Origin of the sequence: Moorena bouillonii PNG, assembly GCF_001942495.1 — a bacterium.
Taxonomy (GTDB): Bacteria; Cyanobacteriota; Cyanobacteriia; order Cyanobacteriales; family Coleofasciculaceae; genus Moorena; species Moorena bouillonii.
In genome coordinates this window covers 8,040,645-8,059,683 of record NZ_MKZS01000001.1, presented here as the reverse complement: position 1 = coordinate 8,059,683, position 19,039 = coordinate 8,040,645, and the positions used below count along the sequence as shown (strand labels likewise).

13 protein-coding genes and 1 tRNA gene are annotated in these 19,039 nt (G+C 43.6%); 4 read left to right on the top strand and 10 right to left on the bottom strand.

Annotated elements, in window-relative coordinates; translation table 11 throughout:
* Positions 1-192: 192 nt before the first annotated feature.
* Both BJP37_RS32885 and BJP37_RS32880 read right to left on the bottom strand, forming a co-directional pair.
* Positions 193-663, bottom strand: coding sequence for a thermonuclease family protein (locus tag BJP37_RS32885; protein WP_229415530.1), 471 nt, complete (start codon positions 661-663; stop codon positions 193-195).
* A gap of 76 nt (positions 664-739) precedes the next feature.
* Entirely contained in the window at positions 740-1,108 is a 369-nt protein-coding gene (locus tag BJP37_RS32880) for a 2Fe-2S iron-sulfur cluster-binding protein (protein WP_075905329.1), read from the bottom strand.
* An 84-nt stretch (positions 1,109-1,192) separates the two neighbouring features.
* Here BJP37_RS32880 and BJP37_RS32875 point away from each other — a divergent pair.
* Positions 1,193-1,279, top strand: a tRNA-Ser gene (locus BJP37_RS32875).
* A gap of 407 nt (positions 1,280-1,686) precedes the next feature.
* Here BJP37_RS32875 and BJP37_RS32870 read toward each other — a convergent pair.
* Positions 1,687-1,872: a hypothetical protein gene (locus tag BJP37_RS32870; protein WP_075905327.1), complete on the bottom strand. Its 186-nt coding sequence runs from the start codon at positions 1,870-1,872 to the stop codon at positions 1,687-1,689.
* A 116-nt stretch (positions 1,873-1,988) separates the two neighbouring features.
* On the opposite strand from BJP37_RS32870, the gene BJP37_RS32865 reads away from it, so the two are divergent.
* Positions 1,989-2,675 (top strand): carbonic anhydrase, encoded by a 687-nt coding sequence (locus tag BJP37_RS32865; protein WP_075905325.1) that lies wholly within the window; start codon positions 1,989-1,991, stop codon positions 2,673-2,675.
* A 620-nt stretch (positions 2,676-3,295) separates the two neighbouring features.
* A complete protein-coding gene (locus BJP37_RS32860; RefSeq protein WP_075905323.1) occupies positions 3,296-3,715 on the top strand; it encodes a DUF29 family protein in 420 nt (139 codons plus the stop codon).
* A gap of 173 nt (positions 3,716-3,888) precedes the next feature.
* Here BJP37_RS32860 and sbcC read toward each other — a convergent pair whose 3' ends face one another.
* Positions 3,889-6,909: an exonuclease subunit SbcC gene (gene sbcC, locus BJP37_RS32855; protein ID WP_075905321.1), complete on the bottom strand. Its 3,021-nt coding sequence runs from the start codon at positions 6,907-6,909 to the stop codon at positions 3,889-3,891.
* 459 nt (positions 6,910-7,368) lie between these two features.
* On the opposite strand from sbcC, the gene BJP37_RS32850 reads away from it, so the two are divergent.
* The gene (locus BJP37_RS32850) at positions 7,369-7,968 is read left to right on the top strand and encodes a hypothetical protein (protein ID WP_075905319.1); all 600 of its coding nucleotides are present in this window, start codon (positions 7,369-7,371) and stop codon (positions 7,966-7,968) included.
* Positions 7,969-8,314: 346 nt separating this feature from the next.
* Here BJP37_RS32850 and BJP37_RS32845 read toward each other — a convergent pair whose 3' ends face one another.
* The 6 genes from BJP37_RS32845 to fabD all read right to left on the bottom strand — a co-directional run bounded on the left by BJP37_RS32845 (position 8,315) and on the right by fabD (position 18,842).
* Positions 8,315-11,434 (bottom strand): CHAT domain-containing tetratricopeptide repeat protein, encoded by a 3,120-nt coding sequence (locus BJP37_RS32845; RefSeq protein ID WP_075905317.1) that lies wholly within the window; start codon positions 11,432-11,434, stop codon positions 8,315-8,317.
* Positions 11,435-11,511: 77 nt separating this feature from the next.
* A complete protein-coding gene (locus BJP37_RS32840; protein WP_075905315.1) occupies positions 11,512-12,630 on the bottom strand; it encodes a tetratricopeptide repeat protein in 1,119 nt (372 codons plus the stop codon).
* A gap of 4 nt (positions 12,631-12,634) precedes the next feature.
* Positions 12,635-14,062 (bottom strand): tetratricopeptide repeat protein, encoded by a 1,428-nt coding sequence (locus tag BJP37_RS32835; protein WP_229415529.1) that lies wholly within the window; start codon positions 14,060-14,062, stop codon positions 12,635-12,637.
* A gap of 346 nt (positions 14,063-14,408) precedes the next feature.
* Complete coding sequence (locus tag BJP37_RS32830; RefSeq protein WP_075905313.1) at positions 14,409-16,148, bottom strand: DUF3685 domain-containing protein; 1,740 nt, start codon at positions 16,146-16,148, stop codon at positions 14,409-14,411.
* Positions 16,149-16,399: 251 nt separating this feature from the next.
* Positions 16,400-16,999, bottom strand: coding sequence for a hypothetical protein (locus BJP37_RS41840; RefSeq protein WP_075905311.1), 600 nt, complete (start codon positions 16,997-16,999; stop codon positions 16,400-16,402).
* Between the two features lie 946 nt (positions 17,000-17,945).
* Entirely contained in the window at positions 17,946-18,842 is an 897-nt protein-coding gene (gene fabD, locus BJP37_RS32820; RefSeq protein ID WP_075905309.1) for an ACP S-malonyltransferase, read from the bottom strand.
* Positions 18,843-19,039 lie beyond the last annotated feature (197 nt).

Sequence of the window (19,039 nt, the reverse complement as noted above, 5' to 3'; positions counted from 1 at the left end):
GCGAACGACCCTGTGACTGTACCAATAAGCACCTCAAGTAGCTTGGCCACAGGCCGAAAGCTGATAGCTGATAACTGATAGCTGATAGCTGATAGCTGATAGCTGATAGCTGATAACTGATAGCTGTTCGCGTAGCGTGCGCGTAGCGCATAAACTGATGGCTGATAGCTGATGACTAATAACTAATAACCACTAAGGATTTTGACGGCGAAATTCTGCTGGTGTCAAGCGCAAAGGCTGATCTGGGTTCCAAATCCCATAGCCCATAATTCTGGCGTATTCTTGAGCACGGGCGATTTTATGATCATATTTGTTATTGGGGGCTAGGGGTGAAGCTAAGGCACAGCCCTTAGCTACCAACTGCTCATTGACCAACACACCATCTATCCATACATAGGCTAACCAGCGACTATAGCGGTCTTGTTCCTCTACATCGAGCTCTAACATAACCGATTGTTGATCACTAGTTTGACTAAGCATCTTCTGTAAACAGGTTTTGGCCTGATCTCCCCAAGGCTTTTGTTTCCAGCTTGGTGCCTGTATACCAATCATCCGGATTCGTGCCACTAATGGTGGATCTTGATTGGTGATCAATACATCCACCGTGTGTCCACTGATCACCTGTTGCACTTGAGCACTAGTCTGGTTGGGGACATTGGTCAATTGGCAACCCCCGAGGAAGAGCAGAAAGCAACTCAGCAGGCTACCCGCTCTACTGTACCTCTGCTCCGCTAGTGTCCTAATCCTCATCCAGTGGCAGCCCAAACCGAACCTTGCCTTTAGCAAAATATCGACCGAACTGAAGTTCATACACTTCATCTTCATCCTGAGTCTCTACCTCTAGGTCTGACCGGGGATAACTCACACATAATAGAGCATAGCCTTGGTCCCGCAATTGTGGAGATAGTCCCATGGCTTCCGGTTGGTAGACTTTTCCTGCCAATACTCGCACTGCGCAAGTGGTACAAGCTCCATTGCGGCAGGCAAAGGGTAGCTCTACACCCTGCTTTTCTGCGGAATGCAAGATATAGCGGTCAGTTGGCACGTTTACCTTGTGCTTAGCACCAGTTTGGCGATTATGAATCTGAATGGTGTACGATTGAGTCATTGACTTCGTATATAATTTTCTGTATAATAAGAAATCGGGCGATGAATTGAAAAAGATTCAAAGCTCCAACTGAATACTTTACCTGGAGAGGTGGCCGAGTGGTTGAAGGCGCAGCACTGGAAATGCTGTTTAGGGGTAACTCTAACGAGGGTTCGAATCCCTCCCTCTCCGTACCGATTCAATCAATACTATCAGCTATCAGCGGTCAGCATTCAGCTATTAGCTATCAGCGGTCAGTGGTCAGCCGTCAGCAGAGCTAACAGAGATTAAACCAATACTTACCTGGTCAGCTGAAAGCTGATAACTGATAGCTGATAGCTAATAGCTGTTCGCGTAGCGTGCGCGTAGCGCTAATCCCTGACCGCTAATAACTGATAGCTGATAGCTGATAACTGATAGCTGACCTAAATACAAACCCGAAAGTCATTTAATACCAAGTTGCGGTCAAACGTACAACTTTCTGTTCCCCCTATCTCCCCATCCTCACAGGGGTAGGTTTTTAACAAAGACCTCAGGTGTGGGGTGACCGGTTGTGGGGTGTGGGGTGTGGGGGATAAGAAAATATACTTAATTTGTCGTTAAAAATCATCATTGTCTTGATTCAGTCGCTCATGGGGGAAACCCCCTTTGGCGGCGCTGCATCGCTTCTTCGTTGTTTTCCTTTTCCTCTCCTTCTGATCCGCCCCCGACCGGTCGGGGGTTGGGGGTGGGGCAGGACCCAAATGTAAAAAACCTACCCTTGTGAGATCTCCCCATCTCCCCATCTCCCTATCTCCCTATCCAAGCAATCTACTATCTTTGAATGCAACTCGGTATAAGAGGGCTATTCCTTATAAAATAATTAAGATCCCAATATAGAGCATCTAGCTGTAAGCCTGAAATGAAGCAGTTGATTCAAGGTCTGCATCAATTCCAGACCAAATACTTCGAGACCCACCGAGACCTATTTGAGTTACTGTCTCACGGGCAGCATCCCAGGATACTATTCATCACCTGTTCAGATTCTCGCATTGACCCGAGTCTGATTACTCAAACTGAGCCTGGTGAAATGTTCATCATCCGCAATGCCGGGAATATCATACCGCCTTATGGAGCAAGTAATGGCGGTGAACCAGCAGCAGTAGAGTATGCTATTTATGCCTTAGGCATTAATGAAATTGTCGTATGCGGTCACTATCGCTGTGGAGCGATGAAAGGTTTACTGAAAATCGACAAGCTAGAAGAGGACATGCCAGCCGTTTACCAATGGCTCAAGCATGCCGAAGCTACTCGCCGGATTATCAAAGAACACTATCAAGACTATGAAGGTGATGAACTCCTGAATGGGGCGGTGGAGGAAAATGTCCTTAACCAGCTACAAAATTTACGTACTTACCCAGTTATTCAATCTCGACTCAGAAGTGAGGAAATTCGGCTTCATGGGTGGGTCTATAAGATAGAAACGGGAGAGGTTCTGGAATATAGTCCACTGCAAAAGCAATTTGTACCACCTCAAACCCAGTTTTCAAGAGGAGCATGGATAACACCTCAGCAGCAAGCAAGAATTTATAAAGGTTCTCCAGAATAAACTCTAAACTAAGTAATAATAAACCAGAAAAAAAGTAGATGCAACCCTGATTAGAGGTGCTATAATCCAATTAGCATCATTTTTACTCTTAGCCTCTGGTAAACTGTTGTCAGTAGTCGTCAACAGTTTACAGCCAAAAGTTAAATCAGCTTCTTAGTTTACAACAACCTATTTGCAACCCTATGTGTAGATGCCCTGATAGTTGATTCCCTTTGGACTAGTTATTGTCCTACCGTCTTGATAACGTTAGTCAACAGAAGATCCGAAACTAGCTCGTTTATAACAGCCTCTATACTGCCGAGATTTCGGTTTAGATATTACTATAGTAGAAGCTATTTCAGGAATAAGATAACCGTACAATTGCGGAATTAGTTGAATAGCCTATTTGGAGACATTGGGCAATTTTACGGTTCTTTTGGTCATGGGTAATGGGTTAAGGGGAGTAGGGAGCAGGGAGTAGGGAGCAGGGAGTAGGGAGTAGGGAGTAGGGAGTCGGGAGTCGGGAGTAGGGAGTCGGGAGTCGGGAGTAGAAATATGTCTTAAGCTTTACTTCGATTGCTATATCTTTGGTTCGGTATTAGTCGCGACGGGGAAATTGAAAAGCGGAGGAATATTAGCCAATGGAAGAATTAATGACTCTAAAGGAATTACTCTACGAAGGCAAAATCCCTGAAGCCCTGGAACTGATTGAAGAATTGGAGGAGATGAGCAAATCGGATAAACTGAATAAACTATTTAGCTATGGAATTATTCTGCTGTTACATCTAATTAAAAAAGCTGCTGAAAAACGGACGACTAAATCTTGGGAAGTATCAATCCGTAATTCTGTTAAACAAATTCAACGTACTAATCAGCGCCACAAGGCTAAAGGAACTTATCTAACCGAAACGGAATTATTAGAAACTTTAGAAGATGCCTATCAATCCGCACTAGACCGCGCTTCATTAGAAGCATTTGAAGGAAGTTATGAAGCTGAAGAAATTGCTAAAATGGTGGAGCGGGAGGAAATCATAAAAACAGCAATGGATTTGATTTTATAGGGCTATCAGCAATCCGTTATCAGCTATCAGCAATCAGCTATCAGCAATCAGCTATCATTTAAGTAATTGTTATCATTCTTGACGCCCTATTCCCTATTCCCTATTCCCTATTCCCGACTCCCGACTCCCGACTCCCGACTCCCGACTCCCTTTGCTACAAATATTAGCATTGATTACATCGATAAACTTAACTGAGAGCCAAGGGATGTCTTAGATACTTCAATCCTGGTCTGAAAGGCTTCTTTAAACTGAGGCATATGAGTCACGGTTAAAATACAAGCAAAATCGGATGCGATCGCATTAATTGCTGCAATCAATCGCTCACACCCCTCGGCATCTTGGGTGCCAAACCCCTCATCCACAATCAACATTTGTAAGGATGTGCCTGAGCGTTGGGCCAACAGTTGTGCTAATGCCAGACGAATGGCAAAATTAATCCGAAATGCTTCACCACCGGAATAGGTTTCATAAGGTCGAGTACCACTGGCATCAGCAATTAAAATATCTAAGGTATCAATCAGTTTGGTTTTTTTCTTAGAAGACCGACTCCCGGCCTTTTGGGTAACAATTTGGATGTGTAACTGATTCCCAGTCAGTCTAGCCAAAATTTGATTGCTTTGGGCTTCTAGTTGAGGCAAAATATTCTCTATCATGAGTGCCTGGATGCCATTTTTGCCAAATGCGATCGCTAATTCCTGATGCACCCGATATTGCCGCTGGAGTTGTTGCAGCTTTTCGAGTTGCTGTTGATACTGACTTTGTAGGGATTCCAGTTGCTGCAACCGTTGTTGGAGACGCCCCTGCTGGGATAGTTGTTTATCCATTTGCTGTCGGCGCTGCTTCATCCCCTGTTCTAAGGCTTGGATGTCCCTAGTGACATCAGGACTTTGTTCCATTTGCTTGACAATGTCCTCAATTTGTGTATTAACCTCCTTGAGATTACAGCGTCTGCTCTGGAGGCTTTGAGTTAGGCTTGCCAAGCGTTGACCGACTTGGGGATTTTGCTCTTGGGCGGTTTGTAATTCCTGATAACGCAGTTGCCAAGATTGGGCTTGACGCAAGGAGGCTCTAACCTGATTATGAGCATCCAAGTTATAGCCAATCTCAGCAATGTATCGATCTAGCTGATCCAATTGCTGCTTCAACGGGGAATTGGTTTGTAACTGATGCACTGAGCCTTGAAGACTATCCAGCTTTCGAAGCAGCTGTGGTTTCTGGGCATCAATTTTTTGCTGACGCCGTCTTGCTTCTTCTAGCTTAGCCGAGTGGATTTCAGCCCAGCGCCAGCGGTCAACTTCCCCCCGTGCTAGAGCATGGGTTTGTTCATCGTAGTTGAGCTGTTGGACTCGGAGGTCGAGTTGCCTGAGTTCTTCGTGTAACTCTACCCCATAAGCACGAATAGTAAGGGATTGTTCCAGTTCTTTCTTTTCCTCAGATACTTCATAGAGTCGGTCATAAACTTCGTCGGTGGCTTCTAGTTGTGCTGCTAGTTGTCCCCGTTGTTCGAGCAACTGTTCATAAGGAGAGAGTTGTTGGGAAATTTGGGAGTATTCATGGCGCAACACCTGAAGTTCTCGTTCACAAACGGTTAGCTGCTCTCGTACTACCCAGAATTGATCTTGAACATCCTTGTGCTCAGCAGTGGTTTTCTGAATCACCCGGTCAGAATGGGCTGCATCTAGAGGCTGCTCGCATAAGGGACAAACTGCGTTCTGAACTTGCAGAAACTGGATTTTTTGGGTCAGTTCCCCCAGTAATTTTTGATAGCGACGTTGGTTTTCGTGGAGGCGTTCTCGAAAGCCTCGACGTTCTAGTCCTTTGTCCTGTAACCGAGACAGGTAGACCCGCTTTTTCTCTAATTCCCCAAGTTCAGCTTCTAACTGAAGTGCCGCCTGTCTCAGCTGAGGTGTTGTTGCTACTTGCTGGGATAACTGTTTTTCAGAAGAAACCAGTTCTTCTAATTTGGCACTGAGTCTGGCTTGAACCCGGTCAAGTTCGCTTTGGATAGACCCACGGCGTTGCAACAAGGGAGAGACTTCTAGTTGCAGATTATCTAACTGCTTAAGGCGTTGACGAGATCGGTTAAGTCGTGCCAGGGCTGTAGCCACTTCCCCTGAACGGGAGAGAGTATCTTGAATCTCTTGCTCTTGAGTACCCAAGGCTTCTAGTTGAGCTTGGGTATCACGGATTTGCAGATTATGTTGATTAATGTCTTGATTAAGCTGCTGTTGGAGTTGTTGTCGTTGCTGTTGCGCTTTCTGATAAGTCTGTAATTTGGCGGCAAGACTTTCTTCAAGTTCTTGTAGCTGGAGGTATTCGGCATAACCAGCAGTAATTTGTTGGTCTTGAGAGAGTAGTTCAGAAAGTTGTTGTTGTTGGGCAACAGCAGTAGCAATGTCTTGTTGTATGCGATCGCAATCTTGAGTAAGATTACGATATTGTGTCCTCACAAAGTTCAGCTGTTGTTCCCAGCTATTGCGCTGATGTCCAATGGCTTGTAGTTTTTTGAGTTGTTGCGCGTCTTGGTCTTGGTCTTGTTGCAGCTGGTGTAAAGCAGTTTCGAGGGTAGCTGTTTCCTTTGCGATCGCATCCCGTTCTCCCAGTTGTTCTTTAATACCCTGCAAACTTTGCTCTAGCTGTTCTACTTGACCTTTCAACTGCTTTGACAAATCCTTGGCCTGGTCTGCCAATTTTTCGTACTGGTCTAGTTTGAGCAAATCTGCCAGAATTTGTTTCCGTTCACTGGGACGCCTGACCATAAACTCATCGGCTCGACCTTGACGCAGGTAAGAGGAGTTGATAAAGGTATCGTAATCTAGCTTCAGATTCGCTATTATTAATAATTGAGTTGCTCGTACTCCTTTCTGGCTTAAACACTTAAAACCATTTGGTGTTTCCACTTGAAACTCTAGGGAACTCCCCTGTTTTCGGTGGCGAGTCCGAATAATTCGATGGGTTTGTTGATTATTTTGAAAAATAAAGTCTACTCGGACTTCCTTCGCCCCAGTATTGATGACATCGTTTTCCGAAGCAACACGGCTTTGTCCCCAAATTGCCCAGGTAATGGCTTCTAGCAAGGAGGATTTCCCTGCTCCATTCTGACCACAAATACAGGCAGTGTGAAGACCGCGAAAGTCTAGAGTTGCGTCGCGGTAGCTGAGGAAGTTTTTTAGAGTTAGTTGGATAGGAATCATCTAGGATCCACAAACCTCACACCGTTAATACTTTCAAATTCAATATAAACACACACTTTGCATAGTGTAGCGACGTATATATCAGTTTTGTAGGTCTTGAACGCTCATTTTTACAAAAGTTAATAAATACTCAGTAAGCAAAAATTCTTAGCTAGACCGTCAGTAGTCAGCGGTCAGTGGTCAGTGGTTAGCCGTCAGCGGTCAGCGGTCAGTGGTCAGTGGTCAGCGGTCAGTGGTCAGTGGTTAGCCGTCAGCCGTAAGCCGTTGGCCAATGGCTGAGAGCTGAGAGCTGAGAGCTGAGAGCTGAGAGCTGAGAGCTGAGAGCTGATAGCTGTTCGCGTAGCGCATATGCTTACGCCATTGCGGTTTTGGAACCATGTTCCATGGGGAACTCGATCAGGCGTACTATAAATCTAAGTAGGATTAATCTAATCGGACACCGAAACTAGGGTAAACATTATGTCAAAAGCTACGGTGCAATATACAACCAAGGATTTAAAGGAACTGGGCTTCATCGTTGAAGTCCCAGGCAGAACCGACAATGCCAAAAACAGAGCCAAAGCCCTTGAAGAGATCCAAAGGCGGATGGAAGACTCAGAAGACACTACGGTCAATGAGGATAGCTTTGCCGATGGCTTGAGTGCTGACGATTTGATTTTAGTTGAGCCACTAGGTACCAGTGATACAGATGGTGAAGAAGCAGAGATTATTCAGTCAGTAAAAGCGATCGCATCTTTAGCAAGTTTAAGGGTGAATTTGGAACAAGCTTACCAACAAGCGGTGGAATTACGGCCAGTGATCGAAGCCTTATTTTCCCCAGACCCCCTGACACCGGAACATATGAAACTGGCAACGGATAGAAATTTTGCCAAAACCTTAACAAAATTTGCTGAAGCTAAAGCCGCTCACGATCAGTATTTGCCCATTGCCAAAGAGGCTTGGGAAATATTAGAACCCGCTTTGCCACCATCTCAGCATCAAGCTAATCCTCTAGGCTCGGATGTAGTAGAGCATACTGAGAGTAATGGCAAAAAGGGTGTGACTGTGAATGAGTCATGAAATCGTAAGCTATCAGGTATCAGCTATTAGCTATTAGTTTTAAGCTATCAGCCGTCAGCTATCAGCTTATGTGCTACGCACACGCTACGCGAACAGCTTTCAGTATTCAGCTTAAGCGCTACGCGCACGCTACGCGAACAGCTTTTGAATAAGCGATGCAGCGCAGTCTTGGGGGTTTCCCCCATGAGCGACTGCATCAAGACAAGAGGTAAGCATTGGTTTAATCTGAGTTACCTCACAGGCTAGAAGCCTGTGCCACAAACTAGAAGCCTGTACCACAAAGCTGAGGGTTGATCACTGACCGCTGACCGCTGACCGCTGACCGCTGACCGCTGACCGCTGATGTTTAAAACTCCATCGGTGTCGAATCCCCAGAAAAAATAAAACTTGCCCAATAATAAGGATGTTGATATTTTTTCCCGTTCTTTCCTTCAAGCCAGTCTCGCTGAATTTGAGATAAGGCTTCCCTGCGTCCTTTTCCTGCTTTTAACCCCTGATAATAAGCTACCATTAAATCTTTAGTCGCAGTGTCCTCTACTTTCCACAGACTAATTAGTTGACTTTCACTGCCAGCAATTACAAAAGCACGACGCAACCCATAAATACCTTCCCCCGCGCTAATATCACCAATTCCGGTATCGCAAGCAGATAATACTACTAATTGAGTCCCGAGCAGATTTAAGAGGGTGCCTTCATATGCGGTTAGAATTCCATTATCCTCCCCACTTTGTTGTTTTTCTACACCAGCAAATACTAACCCAGAACGAAGCAGGGGATTATCAACATAGTTTTGGTTTTTTAACGAGGTTTCAAAGAATCCATGAGTGGCAATGTGGAGGAAATCAGGATTCTTCACTTGTTTGAGGGCATTTTTGGTGGCTTTGTTACCCATTAAAGTCAGGGCTTGTGAGAAAATTGAACTAATAGTTTCTGCTTCTTGTTGTGTGCCTTTCAGGGGCATAAAAACACGCTGAGATAGGTCAATGGAACGGTAAGCATCAAGGGCAACTACTTCTCCCTGCTGTTGATAGTTAGGGTTGGCGATGACTAAGGGAGATTGTCGGTTATTGTTGGGGTTTTGTCGCAGTAAGTCTCTTCCAGAAGTGAGATAGGTGATTTGATAATTTTCGACTAAATATTGGTTATTTTCATCTACTAATGCTTCAAAGGGAATTAAATTGAGTGTAGCATCGGGAGATAAAAGAATGGTTTTAGTCTCTCCTAATAGTTGGCGCACAGGCTGCATCACCATTTCATCCAAATCTCTGCCAGCAGCTTTGAGTGTTTTGATAGTTCTGGGGTGAGAAACTCGGAGTCGTTTACGCAATTTTTCTACTGCTTTATCAATGGCTTCTGCTTCTCCTAAATCCTTGGCTTTTATTTCACCGTTAGGATAGATAATATAAGCAGCATAGTGAGGTTTTCCCAAGCTTTCATACCGTACCAATTCCACTAAAGCAGCATCAGCAGGAATTTGTTTTTGAATAGCTTCGAGGGTAATGGGTTGGGATAGATTACGGAATTCGGCACTACGACGACTCAGTTGGTCTGAAAGTTGTTTGGCTTTGTTTTCAACTTCGGTGAGTAGTTTACGGTAAACGTCGGGAGAAGGAAAATCTTCTGGCTTCTTGAAGATCAGGTTAGCGTGTTGGGTGCGTGTGGCGATCAGTTCAGTTAATAATTCTTGACTTTGGGGGTCATCAATACGTTGCCGCAGAATTTGTAAGCTGTTGGTTAAGACATCCAGGATACGTCCCTTTCGTTCAAAGATAGCTTTAAGTGCTAGACGAGTTGCTTCTAGGTTATTGGGTGCAGATTGAAGATTGAGAGAAATAGCCCAATCAGTCGTCCCAGAAATTTTCCTCATGTAATCTTGTTTCTGGCGTTCATCCCCTGCCACCAAATTTTCGGAGAGATTATATTCTTCAATCCTAAGTCCTTGGCTTAACAATTCAATAGCACGACTTGTATTTCCTTGGGACTCGGAAAGTCTTGCCAGGTTGTTGAGAGTGATTGCTACCTTGGGATGGTTATCCCCTAACTGTTGCTTGTTGATGTCTAAGGCTTGTTGGTAGAGGGGTTCGGCTTCGGCGTATCTTGCTTGTAACTTGTAAAGGTCTGCCAGGTTGTTGCGACTTTCTGCCACATTGGGATGGTTATCCCCGAACTGTTGCTTTCTGATGTCTAGGGACTGTTGGTAGAAGTGTTCGGCTTCGGCGTATCTTCCTTGATCCTGGTAAAGGTCTGCCAGGTTGTTAAGACTGGATGCTACATCAGGATGATTGTCCCCTAACTGTTGTTTTCTGATCTCTAGGGACTGTTGGAAGCGGGGTTCGGCTTCGGCGTATCTTTCTTGTAACTTGTAAAATCCTGCCAGGTTGTTGAGACCGGTTGCTACGGATGGATGATTGTCCCCTAACTGTTGTTTTCGGATGGCTAAGGACTGTTGGAAGAGGGGTTCGGCTTCGGCATATCTTCCTTGGGAGAAGTAAAGTAATGCCAGGTTGTTGAGAGTGGCTGCGACCTTGGGATGATTGTCCCCGAACTGTTGCTTTGTGATGGCTAAGGACTGTTGGTAGAGGGGTTCAGCTTCGGCGTATCTTGCTTGGGAGACGTAAAGTGTTGCCAGGTTATTAAGACTGGATGCTACATCAGGATGATTGTCCCCTAACTGTTGTTTTCTGATGTCTAGGGACTGTTGGTAGAAGTGTTCGGCTTCGGCGTATCTTCCTTGATACTGGTAAAGTCCTGCCAGGTTGTTGAGACTCGATGCTACATAAAAATCATTGTCCCCGAACTGTTGCTTTGTGATGGCTAAGGATTGTTGGTAGAGGTTTTCGGCTTCAGCGTATCTTCCTTGTAACTTGTAAAGTTCTGCCAGGTTGTTGAGACTGGTTGCTACATAAAAATGATTGTCCCCGAACTGTTGCGTTCTGATATCTAAGGATTTTTGGTAGAGGGATTCAGCTTCGGTGTATCTTGCTTGTAACTTGTAAAGTAATGCCAGGTTGTTGAGACCGGTTGCTACATACAAATCATTGTCGCCTAACTGTTGCTTTGTGATGGCTAAGGACTGTTGGTAGAGGGGTTCGGCTTCGGCGTATCTTGCTTGTAACTTGTAAAGTTCTGCCAGGTTGTTGAGACTGGCTGCCACATCAAGATGGTTGTCTCCCAGTACCTTTTTGCGAATCGCTAACGCTTGTTCTGCTAAGGGAATCGCTTCGGCGTATCTTCCTTGTAATTTGTAAAGTAATGCTAGGTAGTTGAGACTTGTGGCTACATCAAGATGATTATTTACAAATATCTTTTTACGAATCGCTAAAGCTTGTTCTGCTAAGGGAATGGCTTCATTGTACTTTCCTTGCTGATATAACTGTTCCGCCTGTTGATTTAATCTTTCTGCCTCCGCTAACTCCTCTTGTTTTGAAACCTGAGACATTGCCTGTTCCACCATTGGTTCTTGCATCCCTATTCAGAATACCATGACCCCGACAACAGCAACTATAGATGATATCAATAACCTTCTTAAACCCTTTTTCATCATTAATCCCTCTCTAAAACCTTATTTATTTGTTTTGCTAACGCTTCTACCTGTATCTCGTCCCCTAATGCCGAATAACTGGCCTTTGCTTTCTCTAATAACTCTGCCGCCTCATCCCTATTACCTAACGTATATTCCACCTCTGCTAATCCCCTTTGCATCATGGCCTTAACTTCACTATTCTCCTCTTCTTTCGTTAATGCCAACCCTTGCCCATAAACCTCCTTTGCCATTAAACTCAATCCAACCTGCCGGTAAATATCCCCCAACAACTGATAAACCGTTGTGGTTTTACTTACAGACTTCACTAACCCTTCTAATACCTGAATTGCCTCAGCATTTAATTCATTTCCTCGGTAAAAATAGGCTAAGATTAATCCTTCTTGGTCTTGACTTAATTCCTGCTGCTTGATAACCGCTACTTGTTCCTGTAAAGTTTTTGCTTCCTCTTCCTCTAAAACAATAAACCAGCTATATTGACCATCACTATCTTCGTCTTGAGAAGAAACTCCATTATCTGCTACTACGGTGATTTCATAAAACTCCCCTGGGTTCAATTCACCGTCATAAACTATTTGCGTTTCATTGGTTTGCCGTTCCCAGTCTCCCACCTTAACCGTGTATTGGCTTGCCCCTGACACTCCATTCCAGCGAAGGGTTAATGACTCATTGAAAACCAAAGTATTACGAGGGCTGATCAGATAGGGCAGTTGTTGTAACCTCTCTTCTTTTGTACCAAGAGGACGGCGTGTATCATTATTACACTCTGGGCATAATCTAATAATCTCTTCTCCTCCAGGACATCCCTGATACACAAGATAGGTTCCAGGTTGGGTCACTGTCAATTGATCAAGGTTACTGCAATAAATAGTGACCGAAGCATTACTTCCTAGTTTGATTTGGTCGTTACTATTGAGGGTAATACCAGAATCAGCTGGATGAAATTGCTTCCATTGTGTCTTTTTAACTTGGACATTCCCCGTAAAATCAAGCAGGATATGGATAGCATTAGGATTAGTCTCGACAGGATAATTAGTCTCGACAGGAGTTTCACCTCCCATCAGTATTAAGCTCAAAACAGCTGGAATTGCACTTTTAGAATTAAAGACAGAATTCTTCATTTTTTTACTTTAACTTTTGTTTGGCTTCATATAACCATCGATCCTCTTCAGAATTAATGGTCTCACCCGCAGCTAGACGAGACTCAATTAATTGATGGCATTGTTGCCAATATTGTTGCCCTTGAGAGGATTTTTTATTTTTGTTTGGCAAGATTTGGGCATAAATACAAAAAGATGCCCCAGGATTTCGGATAAATTTCTGGTATTTGGGATTTTTTGCAATACTAATCGCCATCATAAGATAAGGAATAGCATCATCATCTTGCTTTTGCTTAAATCTTGCCCATCTTAAATTTTTATATAAGCTATATTTTTGAGTCTGTAAATTTATTTTTTCTCTATCTGTTAACTGTTCAAGATTACTTTCTTTTTTATTTAAAAGCTTTAAGGCTTGATTCAGCAACTCCACCGCTTGATCATTATTGTTTTTTCTAATGTACCAATAGGCCAGATTATTATAGGCATCCAAATAACCACCTTTTGCCGCAATTATATATTGTTTTTTAGCATTAGCAAAATCTTGTAATTCTTCATAGATAGTTGCTAATTTATAATGAGCATCTAAATTAGATGAGTCTAATTGAATTGCTTTTAAATATTTTTGTTCAGCCAGCGCTAAATTTTGTTGGTATTGTAATTGTTGTCCCTCTCGTTTATAACGATTAGAAATAGATGGTAAATTAAACCAAAATCCTAACAGTAATACTGTCATTAATAAACTCGAACCAAGTTTAGCTTCCTCATGCCAGTGTTGAGGAATTTTTAGTCTTTTTAAAAGCTGGTCAAATCCTTTTTTTCCCGTTTCTGTTAATTCACTTTGAGCTTGAAGTAATGACAATATACTGGGGAAAGCAATAGCCGCTGCTCTCCAAAAACCGGAACCACTACTGAGGAAAAGGCTCGCCAGTGTTCCTAAAAGAGCTAAGTTTCCTGTCCAAACAATAACTCTGGCTCCTCTAACTAACCAGTCAAAGCGATTCCAAGGGTGAGATTTTATCGCTTTTTTCTCAGCGTAACTATCCAAATACCACCACCAAGCATCGGGGTGCTTTGGGAAATTATCTCGATAGTGATCTAAATCAATAAATTGAATCAGTTTTTCAGCATTTTCTTTGAGTTGCTTGTCTAATTCTTCAAGTTTTAAAATAACCGAAGCTGAGGGATTAATATTACTTGACAAGACCTGGTTTAGAGCATCTCTGGTTAATAATATCTCGAGAACTTTCTCCTTCAACAGGGATGGATTAGGGGAGCATACCACTTTGGAATAAACATACCGCATTAAGCTGTATGCTCGTGATTCTACCGGCAACTTAAAAAGATATAATAGATATATTTGCCAAAATAGGATGCTGCCGCTGGTAGAGACATTGAATTGATATAATAACTCTTCTAAAGTCTTTTGATAATCCTCTAAAATAGTAACTTTCATGGCAAGCATTTAGTTCATGCACTACCTGCTGAATGCTGAGTGCTGATAGCTGATTGTTAAGTATCTATATATTTATCATATTTATCGAGCTAACCACCAAAAGTTATGCAGCAAACTTTCAAGACCAGCTTGATCTCCGGTCCGGACTTATATCAAGTCCGGATACACAATAATTCCCAGGGTAATTCTCCCCATTTCCCGCTCTTCCACTCCTGACAGGGGTTAGGGGTGGGTTCCGACTCCCTCGGTGCGCTTTCCAATGGGCGAGTAAATCGCCCTTGGGTCGCACCGCTCCCGATTCCCGATTCCCGACTCCCGATTCCCGACCCATGTGAGCCACACTCCCCTACTTCCCACGTCCAGGATTTTTACCAAACCTGGCCTCTTGGACGCTGCTACCAATGCCCTGAATTACACCACGAACCACTAGACCAATACTTCTACCAAAGACTTGGGTCAACAGATACACCACACCATTCCCAATCCAAGTAACAGCGGCTTGCAAACGGGGAGAAAGAGCATCCCGTAGCTCATAGGCTAAGGTCACAGCTAGCTGAAAACCTTGTAGCCGTTCTAATTCCCGACGCCGGGGAGCATAGATACTGGTTTGTTTAATGCCAGTGTCAGTTAGGATAAATAAATCATATCGACTCTCGAAAATTGCTTGTGGCTCACCAAATAATTTATCTTGGCGATATCGCCAGGAGAGATTATTGCGAAATCGGGCAATTTCCCGAGATGACATCAGATTTTTATGATAAAAATTTCCCTTAATACTTTCTACATCTGCCAATTGATTTAATAACGGTTGAATCACCCCATTACCGATTTGGATAATTAAATTGTCCAGGATAAATTCTGACCGTTGAATTGCTTCGGGGGTGTGAGCTGGATAAGAGACATTATCAATGATTAATGAGCTCTCAAATAGTCGATGATATAATAAGTCAATAACTAGAGGAATTTTATCAAGAATTGCCTTTTTTACAATGGGATAGTTACCCAGCAAAATAGTGACAACTTCTAGTTGAGTATTGTCCGTGTACAAGGTATAATACTTTCCGAAGAAATCTGTAACTGATGCTTCCCACAGATCTTTCAGAATCAGCTGTTGCTTCTGAGGTAACTGTTCCAGTGTTACTTGAGACAAGCGCAAATCTTCAACCAGCTCTTCAAAGGTTTGGAAGACTAAACCAAGTAACTCTGCTCTTTTCTCTACTTGGAGAATGTCAATTTCTAGGGGAACACCAGAGAGGTTGGATAAACCAGATTGAAGTTTTACCATTGTCCGGTTCATTGTCCGGTCAAATATCTGCTCAACTAGTGGTGGCTTAGGGCTAAGCTGGGATTGAGCCATTGGCGCAACAGTCAGTGACCTTTCCGGTTTAGGCATTGGGACTAAGGAATTGTCCCGTGACGGTTCCACCAGAATGATGCTAGCAGGTAATAGCTGATCCGCCAGCCAACGGGCTACTAACAGTTCTCGACGGCGTCCAGTCCAAAACAGCCAATCCCAATTGGAAAGACGAGGATTTTGCAGCTGACTATTGACCTGGGCTAAAGCCGCTTCAAATTGTTGGAATCCTGATTTACGCCACTGTTGATACCAGGGAGCAAAACCTGCAGCTTTATAGGATACAGTAGGTAAGCTAGACAGTGTCTGCCAATAGGATTGACCCTCAATAATTTGACCAATGGCTTCAACAATGGTAGCGATCGCGACTCCTTTGGGGCAATACCCATTGACACCCAATGCTTGAGCTACTGCTAGCACAGTGGGTTTAGATTCCCTGGTCAGTAGTAAAATTGGCAAGTTAGGGTACTCCCGCCGTAATCCCTGACACAGTGGCAATCCTGATAAGGTTACCTCTTGATTTGAATTAGGCTCAGCCAAAGCTAGTTCCAAAATTGCCACATCCACGGAGTTGGTCCCCTCTAGTGCCGCTAATCTTGATCGGGCTTCTGTGCCAGTATCAGCCTCAGCTACAACTAGCAGATCCTGGAAGGCTTGCAAGGCAGTCCTTAGACCCAATCGGAATACTGGGTCATCATCAATCAGAAGGATATGAGTTATGCGATCGCTCATATACAGATAGCCTCTAGCAAATGGCTCATGGCTAAACCCTGTCAACCAATGAACACTATGAACAATTAGCCATTTAAGCTAGCATAACATTAGCTTTTGTGGGTTGGTGGCTGAGGAAGCGACTCGCCGGAGTATTTATTGTTAATTGTTAATCGTTAATTGAAAATTATTAAGTCTCAATTAACGATTAACGAAATTTGATAATAACTGTTCAGATTAAATCAGTTTAATACCCAATTCTTGGTCTTTGCTTAGGCTTGTGGTTGTAGCTGTTCCTGTGATTGGGCTAGCTGCTCCTGTAGCTGTTCCTGTGATTGAGCTAGCTGCTCCTGTAGCTGTTCCTGTGATTGGTCTAGCTGTTCCTGTGATTGGTCTAGCTGCTCCTGTGATTGGTCTAGCTGCTCCTGTAGCTGTTCCTGTGATTGGGCTAGCTGTGCCTGTGATTGGGCTAGCTGCTGCTGTAGTTGTTCCTGTGATTGGGCTAGCTGCTCCTGTGATTTATCTGGTTTTGGTGCCTTGGGTTTTTTCTCAAATACTTGAATACCTGGTTGCTCTACCCGAAACCCTTTGTTAATTTTCGCTCCCAGTTTGCCAGTAATAACAGCGACCCACATGGAATACATCTCATTAGCAGTCGTGATTTTTTTCCAAACTTTGGGTTTGACCTTAATCGTAAAAATCGTGCCATCACAATCAACATTAAATTCCTGCCAGCCGTTTTTAACAGTTTTTACTGTAGGCAACTCATTAATTTTTATATTGAGTTCCATTTTACCATTAATTATTCCACTTTTTGTTTTTTTTATTTGACTGATTTCATCAGCTTTGTGAATACTCATTATTTCAAGCATCGGCAACTCCTTTGGAAATAAAAATGATTTGTTGTATTCATATTGTTAATACAATAAATAGAGCAAATAAATCAGCTATAAAAATGCTTATTTAGCTAACCCTTTCCCCTAACCAAAACCCCTTGGAGCAAAGTCTTAGACTGGTCAGGATGAAGTCAGCAGAAGTCAGTTTAGTGGGCATCAGGAAACAGTGGTTGATCTTTTGTCTACAGACCACCAATCCAGAGACCTTTTCCAGCCATCGAAGGTCAACTGACTTACTTATTTACGCTGTGATTTTGCATTTTCTCATATTTTTATGATCTCAAAACCGACTGCATCAAGAATGTTAGGTTTTTTTGAGAAACTCAAAAAAACCTAATGGTTCTGGATTTGACCGATATGCGATCGCGTTCCTCATAGGGTGCATCTGATTAAAGCTGTTTGACCTGGTGGTGCGTTACGGGACCGGCTGTCTCAACAAGGCGCGAAGAGGCGGAAAATCAAGGCGAGCCCTTGGGTGGTGCGTTACGGGGCGATGCTGCTGGCGAAATATAAGTTAACATCCAAAACACTGATTCTGCCGTTGATTGCGTTACAAAACTATAAAATGTTTTTCGACCATTACACGGAATATCAAGGCTTTAAGCGTGTTAAGAAATGTTTCGCCAGCAGCATCCGGGGCGGACTATCCCAACCCGGGTGTTGAGCCTAAAAATAAGGGCAAGTCCGCCCCTAACGCACCCTACGCACTTTGATATTTTATTTTTCGTCTATACTAAAAAAAAGTAGGGTTTATCAAATTAAGAGCTAACCGCCACCTACTAACTAAAAATAGAACTTTTTTGTATTGTTCCGGCGCGGAGGGGCATCCCGTGTCGTTAATAAAGCTTGCCTTGTATCCTAACCGTTGGGTGGAGTTGGCAAGAAGCCCACACTGAACTCAAAGAGTCAGTGTGGGAGTATGTCACCTTACTACTAAGCATTGCTGCAGATCAGCAATGCTATTAACGTTTTCTAAAATTAACTTCGGACACATCCGTTTAATTAAGCCAGTCAGCACCTTACCTGGTCCGACTTCCACCACTTTCTCAATCCCTTCCACTGGTAGCCTCAGAGAAATTTCTCGCCATCGTACTGAACCAGTAATTTGAGACTGGAGTTGATGTTTTAAGGTAGCTGCCTCTACTGTGGGTACAGGGTCCACATTCGATAATACTGGTACCTGGGCATCAGCAAAGGGGACAGACAGCAAAAGTTCCTGGAACTGAGCTGCTGCTTCAGCCATTAAGGGAGAATGAAAGGCACCGGACACTTTTAGAGGAACAGCCCGTTTGACTTTAATCTGACTCAGAAAATCCTGAACTGCTGTTGGTCTACCTGAAATTACCACTTGAGCAGGACTGTTATCATTAGCAATAACAACATCCTGTATCTGCTGGATTTTTTCTTCAAGTTCTGGGCGTTTGAAGCCAATCAGAGCAACCATCATGCCTTCAGTTGCACTATCCATCAATTTAGCCCGATGTTGGACTAGGCGTAACCCGGCCTCAAAGTTAAATACCCTCGCAGTGTAGAGGGCAACATATTCTCCCAAACTGTGACCGGCTACTAGATTGGGTCGTTCCCCTTGTGCCATGAGCAGATCAGCCAGAATACTCTCAACTACGTATAAGGCAGGTTGAGTGTAGAGGGTTTGAGATAACTGATCGGACTCCCCTTGACAAATATCTAGAACAGACCAGCCTAAAATTTCCTCAGCTTGCTTAAACTTAACCTTTGCAGAGGGCAGGTCTAATAAGTCCACTCCCATACCTGGTACTTGAGAACCTTGTCCGGGAAACACCCATGCAGTCTTTATCATTTATTTATTATTTATTGGCCGTCAAGAATCAATTATCTGCTATTGCTGTACCATTTGGTGGTCTTATGGATTTGAATTATCTCAGGTGCGCTGATTGCTCAGTGCTGATACCGAGTTGCATTCAAAGATAGTAGATTGCTTGGATAGGGAGATGGGGAGATGGGGAGATGGGGAGATGGGGAGATGGGGAGATGGGG

Excerpts from the sequence above, each read along its gene's own strand:
- BJP37_RS32880 (WP_075905329.1), bottom strand. The coding sequence starts at position 1,108 with ATGACTCAATCGTACACCATTCAGATTCATAATCGCCAAACTGGTGCT.
- BJP37_RS32870 (WP_075905327.1), bottom strand. The coding sequence starts at position 1,872 with ATGGGGAGATGGGGAGATCTCACAAGGGTAGGTTTTTTACATTTGGGT.
- BJP37_RS32865 (WP_075905325.1), top strand. The coding sequence starts at position 1,989 with ATGAAGCAGTTGATTCAAGGTCTGCATCAATTCCAGACCAAATACTTC.
- BJP37_RS32860 (WP_075905323.1), top strand. The coding sequence starts at position 3,296 with ATGGAAGAATTAATGACTCTAAAGGAATTACTCTACGAAGGCAAAATC.
- sbcC (WP_075905321.1), bottom strand. The coding sequence starts at position 6,909 with ATGATTCCTATCCAACTAACTCTAAAAAACTTCCTCAGCTACCGCGAC.
- BJP37_RS32850 (WP_075905319.1), top strand. The coding sequence starts at position 7,369 with ATGTCAAAAGCTACGGTGCAATATACAACCAAGGATTTAAAGGAACTG.
- BJP37_RS32845 (WP_075905317.1), bottom strand. The coding sequence starts at position 11,434 with ATGCAAGAACCAATGGTGGAACAGGCAATGTCTCAGGTTTCAAAACAA.
- BJP37_RS32840 (WP_075905315.1), bottom strand. The coding sequence starts at position 12,630 with ATGAAGAATTCTGTCTTTAATTCTAAAAGTGCAATTCCAGCTGTTTTG.
- BJP37_RS32835 (WP_229415529.1), bottom strand. The coding sequence starts at position 14,062 with ATGAAAGTTACTATTTTAGAGGATTATCAAAAGACTTTAGAAGAGTTA.
- BJP37_RS32830 (WP_075905313.1), bottom strand. The coding sequence starts at position 16,148 with ATGAGCGATCGCATAACTCATATCCTTCTGATTGATGATGACCCAGTA.
- BJP37_RS41840 (WP_075905311.1), bottom strand. The coding sequence starts at position 16,999 with ATGCTTGAAATAATGAGTATTCACAAAGCTGATGAAATCAGTCAAATA.
- fabD (WP_075905309.1), bottom strand. The coding sequence starts at position 18,842 with ATGATAAAGACTGCATGGGTGTTTCCCGGACAAGGTTCTCAAGTACCA.